This window comes from Bacillus cereus group sp. BfR-BA-01492 (assembly GCF_022662815.1).
GTDB lineage: Bacteria > Bacillota > Bacilli > Bacillales > Bacillaceae_G > Bacillus_A > Bacillus_A cereus_BD.
Map to the genome: position 1 here is coordinate 1 of NZ_JAKUEH010000037.1, position 4,020 is coordinate 4,020.

Below are 4,020 nucleotides of genomic sequence, written 5' to 3' on the forward strand. Positions count from 1 at the left end.
AGGTTCGGATCGGGAGCATATTGAAACGAGTAAATTTAAAAAACAAACGTTAGAAAAAGAGATTGATCTTTTAGAGAACGAATTGAAAAATAAAAAAAGTGAGTTGGCGATTCTATCTGAAGAAGTTTCAGGCGAATTTAAGATTCCAGTGAAAAGAGAAAAGAAGAGCGTTGAAGTTCCAACAGGGAAACGAAATCTTTTGGGGATCGAGCAAAAGAAAACGGTTATGAAATCAACGGGGAATGTAATTTTAAAAGACGAAGTGTTTCAAGATTTGAAGAAAAAAGTAAAAGCAGGCGCAGTTTTGCAAACGAGAGTGGATCAGTTGTTAAATACTGATTTCGCAAAAGAGAATCAATCGCTGAAAAAAGAAGTGAAAGAGTTGCGATCTACAAATAAATCTTTATCCGAAGAAAATAGTCGTTTAAAGAGTACAGTGGAGCATCTAACGAATGAGATCGAAAGTTTATATGTATTGACGAAAGATTTCTTAAAAGCCCGTACAAGCGATTTAGAGAGCTTTAAGGAGTTGTTTGGGGTATTTGTAGGTAAAGTGAAAGAAAAAGCGCCTAGAGGGCTTTTCGTGCGTCAGCATGAGCGATCAGAAGAAAAGAAGAATACTTTTTCGCTTCAAGATGTTTTGCAGCGTGATCGAGAACTTCGTGAGCAAAGAAAAGCAAAGAGGAAAAAATCGCATGATTTGGAGCGATAAGAAAAAGCACTCGAATGAGTGCTTTTTTTGCGTTTTGAGCGTAGCGAAAAACGAGTTCTTTCTATTCTTGATACATATAGAAATAACGTCATTTTTATTTTAGTTGCTGAAAGGTGCGTTGAAGTGTTGGTATGTATGTGTTTTAAAGTATTGAAAACCCTTAAAATTGGTTGCACAGAAAAACCCCATCTATTAAAGTTATAAGTGACCAAACAAATAACTAAATAGATGGGGGTTTCTTTTAATATTATGTGTCCTAATAGTAGCATTTATTCAGATGAAAAATCAAGGGTTTTAGTGGACAAGACAAAAAGTGGAAAAGTGAGACCATGGAGAGAAAAGAAAATCGCTAATGTTGATTACTTTGAACTTCTGCATATTCTTGAATTTAAAAAGGCTGAAAGAGTAAAAGATTGTGCTGAAATATTAGAGTATAAACAAAATCGTGAAACAGGCGAAAGAAAGTTGTATCGAGTGTGGTTTTGTAAATCCAGGCTTTGTCCAATGTGCAACTGGAGGAGAGCAATGAAACATGGCATTCAGTCACAAAAGGTTGTTGCTGAAGTTATTAAACAAAAGCCAACAGTTCGTTGGTTGTTTCTCACATTAACAGTTAAAAATGTTTATGATGGCGAAGAATTAAATAAGAGTTTGTCAGATATGGCTCAAGGATTTCGCCGAATGATGCAATATAAAAAAATTAATAAAAATCTTGTTGGTTTTATGCGTGCAACGGAAGTGACAATAAATAATAAAGATAATTCTTATAATCAGCACATGCATGTATTGGTATGTGTGGAACCAACTTATTTTAAGAATACAGAAAACTACGTGAATCAAAAACAATGGATTCAATTTTGGAAAAAGGCAATGAAATTAGACTATGATCCAAATGTAAAAGTTCAAATGATTCGACCGAAAAATAAATATAAATCGGATATACAATCGGCAATTGACGAAACTGCAAAATATCCTGTAAAGGATACGGATTTTATGACCGATGATGAAGAAAAGAATTTGAAACGTTTGTCTGATTTGGAGGAAGGTTTACACCGTAAAAGGTTAATCTCCTATGGTGGTTTGTTAAAAGAAATACATAAAAAATTAAACCTTGATGACACAGAAGAAGGCGATTTGATTCATACAGATGATGACGAAAAAGCCGATGAAGATGGATTTTCTATTATTGCAATGTGGAATTGGGAACGGAAAAATTATTTTATTAAAGAGTAGTTCAACAAACGGGCCATTTAACGGAATAAGGTTCAAAGGATGTATTGATTTGTAGAAAGGGAAAGATGGTATGACCAATAAAGAAAAAAGTGCAAAAGTGGTAAGTGAGATAGTGGACATATTTAGATGTCCGATTTGTCATCGTTCAATGAAAGTCGTTGATTTTAAAAGCCTCATCTGTTCGAATAACCATACATTTGACTTTGCAAAACAGGGCTATGTCAATATGTTAACTCGCCCCTCCAATCAACATTATGATAAAAATTTATTTGAAGCTAGACAAAAAATAATTATGGAAAGTAACTTATACTCCTCATTACACAAGAAAGTTTCAGAAATAATTGGTAAGCATTTAGACGAATTCCATTACCCAACTATTATTTTCGACGCAGGAAGTGGCGAGGGTTCACATTTACAAAAAATTATAAATGAATGTCGCGATAGGGCAATCACTGGGATTGGATTAGATATTGCAAAAGAAGGCATTATAATGGCTTCTAAAAATTATCATAATCCGATTTGGCTTGTTGGTGATTTGGCGAATATTCCTCTAACTGATCAGTCAAGTCACGTGGTTTTGAATATCCTATCACCTGCTAATTATATGGAGTTCAAAAGAGTTCTGGCTCCTGAAGGTATCATAGTGAAAATTGTACCTCGTCCTAATTATCTCAAAGAATTGCGAGAGGTAATTTTTACGAACAGTGATAAAAAAGCCTACACCAATGGAGAAACCATATCGCTATTTAAACAAAACTTCCAGTTAGTAAATAATTTCAGGTTTAGTTATTTTAAGGAATTAGAGCAAACAGAATTATTGAACCTTATTCAAATGTCTCCACTAGCTTGGAATGCAGAAAAAGAACAGATTGATTCATTTTTAAATTTAGATTCTACTGGAATAACTGTTGATTTGGATATTTTGATTGGTGTAAAAAGTACGTCTTAATTTACCTCAATCGGGCGCGATTGCTGAATAAAAGATACGAGAGACCTCTCTTGTATCTTTTTTATTTTGAGTGGTTTTGTCCGTTACACTAGAAAACCGAAAGACAATAAAAATTTTATTCTTGCTGAGTCTGGCTTTCGGTAAGCTAGACAAAACGGACAAAATAAAAATTGGCAAGGGTTTAAAGGTGGAGATTTTTTGAGTGATCTTCTCAAAAAATACTACCTGTCCCTTGCTGATTTTTAAACGAGCACGAGAGCAAAACCCCCCTTTGCTGAGGTGGCAGAGGGCAGGTTTTTTTGTTTCTTTTTTCTCGTAAAAAAAAGAAAGGTCTTAAAGGTTTTATGGTTTTGGTCGGCACTGCCGACAGCCTCGCAGAGCACACACTTTATGAATATAAAGTATAGTGTGCTATACTTTACATGGAAGTTGCGCCGATTTGTCATGACAAATTTTCTCGAAAGCGAGGTCGAAAATAAATGAGTTTTGCAGTAGTTCGTATGCAGAAAATGAAGTCCTATGATCTGAAAGGAATTCAATTTCACAATCAGAGAGAACGGGAAAGTAAAACGAATCCCGATATTGATAAAGAACGGTCACATGAAAATTATGATTTGGTGAATGATGAACCGATCGACTATAACGAGCGAGTAAAAGAAATTATTGAATCACAAAAAGTTGGAACGAGAAAAACAAGAAAAGATGCTGTGCTTGTAAATGAATTAATTGTCACGTCTGACCGACATTTTTTTGAACGATTAGATCCTGATGAACAGAAACGATTTTTTGAAGAAAGTTATAAATTATTCGCTGATCGATATGGGAAACAAAATATTGCATATGCGACTGTTCATGTTGACGAAAAAACTCCTCATATGCATTTGGGTGTCGTGCCAATGCGTGATGGAAAATTGCAAGGGAAAAATGTATTTAATCGTCAAGAATTGTTGTGGCTGCAAGACAAGTTTCCAGAGCATATGCAGAAGCTCGGATTTGATTTACAACGTGGAGAAAAAGGTTCGGATCGGGAGCATATTGAAACGAGTAAATTTAAAAAACAAACGTTAGAAAAAGAGATTGATCTTTTAGAGAACGAATTGAAAAATAAAAAAAGTGAGTTGGCGAT

General features: G+C 34.6%; 3 protein-coding genes and 1 pseudogene. All 4 read left to right on the forward strand.

The genetic code is table 11. The annotated features are described in order from the left end of the window. Positions 1–712 (forward strand): annotated as a pseudogene (locus MR063_RS21305) (DUF3450 domain-containing protein); the annotation flags it as partial. A 249-nt stretch (positions 713–961) separates the two neighbouring features. Further along, on the forward strand, positions 962–1,945 hold the full coding sequence (locus MR063_RS21310) for a protein rep (protein WP_000336291.1): 984 nt from the start codon (positions 962–964) through the stop codon (positions 1,943–1,945). A 70-nt stretch (positions 1,946–2,015) separates the two neighbouring features. After that, positions 2,016–2,894, forward strand: a complete 879-nt coding sequence (locus MR063_RS21315) for a putative RNA methyltransferase (RefSeq protein ID WP_122910653.1) — start codon at positions 2,016–2,018, stop codon at positions 2,892–2,894. 479 nt (positions 2,895–3,373) lie between these two features. Further along, positions 3,374–4,020 (forward strand): MobV family relaxase (gene mobV, locus MR063_RS21320; protein ID WP_242201309.1); only part of this gene is annotated, 647 nt, incomplete at its 3' end.